4 protein-coding genes are annotated in these 2,261 nt (G+C 70.8%); 1 reads left to right on the forward strand and 3 read right to left on the reverse strand.

Annotation, left to right across the window (positions count from 1 at the left end; genetic code table 11):
- Nucleotides 1-552: GYF domain-containing protein (locus D7W81_RS40925; RefSeq protein ID WP_120560716.1), on the reverse strand; the 552-nt coding region annotated here is incomplete at its 3' end.
- A gap of 140 nt (nt 553-692) precedes the next feature.
- Here D7W81_RS40925 and D7W81_RS40930 point away from each other — a divergent pair.
- A complete protein-coding gene (locus D7W81_RS40930; protein WP_120560713.1) occupies nt 693-986 on the forward strand; it encodes a TIGR02300 family protein in 294 nt (97 codons plus the stop codon).
- Nucleotides 987-1,143: 157 nt separating this feature from the next.
- Here the strand turns inward: D7W81_RS40930 and D7W81_RS40935 are convergent, their stop codons facing one another.
- Together D7W81_RS40935 and D7W81_RS40940 are read right to left on the reverse strand one after the other, a co-directional pair.
- Nucleotides 1,144-1,329, reverse strand: coding sequence for a hypothetical protein (locus D7W81_RS40935; RefSeq protein ID WP_120560714.1), 186 nt, complete (start codon nt 1,327-1,329; stop codon nt 1,144-1,146).
- 161 nt (nt 1,330-1,490) lie between these two features.
- Nucleotides 1,491-2,261, reverse strand: a 771-nt coding sequence (locus D7W81_RS40940) for a carboxypeptidase regulatory-like domain-containing protein (protein WP_120560715.1), incomplete at its 5' end; no start/stop codon positions are given.

Below are 2,261 nucleotides of genomic sequence, written 5' to 3' on the forward strand. Positions count from 1 at the left end.
GGGCGGAGGCGGCGGCTCCGGCGGCGCGGCGGGCGCGAGCAGCGCGGCCAGCTCCGGGATGTCCGAACCGCGCTTCCAGTCCGGCATGCCCTGGCGCCAGAAGAAGCTGCGCGCGCTGATGGTGCCCGCGGCCATCCACTCGGCCACGGCCGTCTCGTCCAGCGGGCCCTCCTGTTTGTTGCGCACCATCACGAACCACGGTGCCCCGGCCGTCTGGCGGGGAGGCGCGGTGCGCGTGGGCTCGTCATCCCAGGGCTGCTGGGGAGCCGACACAGGAGGTCGGGCCAGGGGCGCAGGTGCTGCCACGGCGGACACGGGTGCCGGAGCGGCGGGCGCGGCGGCGGCGCCACCACCCCCTGCCAGCGAACGCTCCTGGGCCCGGATGCGCTCCACGTCGGCGAGCGACACCACGCGGGTGCTCTCCTCCTCGGCGGGTCCTTCAACAGTGATGACGTTCTGGCAGTTCTTGCAACGGACCTTGACCGTCTTGCCGCGGACCTTCTCGTCCGCAATGGAGTACCGCTTCTGGCAACTGTCGCAGGTGAAGTTCAAAGGGGGCGTCCGGCTCTCGGGGGAAACCGGCGGGGATGCTACCGCCAGAAATCTCCCACGCAAACACACGGTTGACTCTGTTCTTCGGCCCAACTATTCAGCCGCCCTCTGTTTTACTCCAGGCTCTACGAGGGTGGCGCATGCCGGCGAAGGATCTCGGGACCAAGCACAGTTGCTACAAGTGCGGGACGAAGTTCTACGACATGAAGAAGCCGGACCCCATCTGCCCCAAGTGTGGGGCGGATCAGCGGGAGAACGTGGTCGCCAAGCCCACGGAGGGCCGGCGTGGTCGCCTGGCCGCGGCGCCGAAGGTCATTGAGCCCGAGCCCGAGGAGACGCCCGCCGCCGAGGAGGACGAGGAGAGCCTCGACTCCTTCGGGGAGGACGAGGACGCCGAGCCCGGCGCCGAGGCCGCCGAGGACGAAGACATCTAGGTCGTCCGCAGGTTGAAGGTTTCAGGGCCCCCCGAGCTGCTCGGGCGGGCCCTTTTGCCGTTTCTCCCGGCCCTGCTCCCCAGGTTGCCAGGTCCGGAACGGCTGACCCGGAGCGGGGGCCCCGGGAAGGGACCCGCACCGTCTCCGGGACGTCACCTCAGGTACCGCTCAGGCGCTCGTGGGTCGACACCAGCGACAGCTCGGTGAGCGCGCTCTGGATCTTCTCGTAGAGGTTGGGCCCCATCTCCTGCATGCCCACCGGCCGGGCGCGCTTGCGGCGGGCCCCCAGGCGCAGAGGCTCTGTTGGCGCGGACACCGTGAGTTGCTTCCTGGCCTGATGCATGACGCGTCCCCCTCGGGCGGAAGTGTTGGCTTCCGGGAAAGCAATTTTGCCACCAAGACAGAAGTCTGAACAGGGGGCGTGCTTCCCGGCACTTATACGGAACCCCCGTCCGACGATTTCGTTCCACCGGGCCCGCGCATGACACCGGTGTCAGGGGCACCCTACTTTCCCGAGCCGGCCTGACGCAGTGCTTCCACGCCCCAGGTCTGATCGATCTGCACGGTCTCCCCCGCACGGACGGTGACGGTGCGGGAGGTCTCCGGCAGCCGGTCATGCCAGAAGACGAGCGTGTGGGCCCCTTCGGGGACGCGCATCCGGAAGCGCCCGTCCGGGGCAGTGGTGGTGAAGTACGGGTGGTTGAAGGTGCGGACCACCGCGCGCATCCAGGGGTGCACGTCGCAGCGGACCTGGACGGTGCCCGGTTCCGCGGGCAGGGGGCGGCGCAGGGTCATGCCTTCCAGGGGCATGGCCACGTTGAACACGGAACGGTTCGTCCCGGCCTGGGCGCGCACGTTGTGCACCAGCGGGTCGGAGTTGCGCAGCAGCAGCTCACCGCCGGCCTTCGCCGCGAGCGCGGGGGGTTCGTAGTGGCACTGCTTCTGGTCCAGCACCGGCGGCGGCGCGGCCGTCTCCGGTTCAGGGAGCGCGGCGCCGTCCTGGAGCGACACGACGGCGTGGGCCAGGGCGCCCTCGCCTCCCACCACCAACGAGCGGTCCTCCGCCTGGTCGCCACACACGCTGGCGACGGTGGCGGTGGTCGGCGCGCTGGGGGCCTGGGGGGGCTTCCCCGTGAGGAGCACGCGGCCCTCGATTTCACCCCACTTCACCGGCCCGGTGGGACGCGGCGCGACGGCGGCGGGAGGAGGCGTGGCGGGAGGCGCCGGAGGGGGCGGCGATTCGCGGCAGGCCGAGGCGGCGAGGAGGAGCGCGGG

Source organism: Corallococcus aberystwythensis (genome assembly GCF_003612165.1).
Taxonomy (GTDB): Bacteria; Myxococcota; Myxococcia; order Myxococcales; family Myxococcaceae; genus Corallococcus; species Corallococcus aberystwythensis.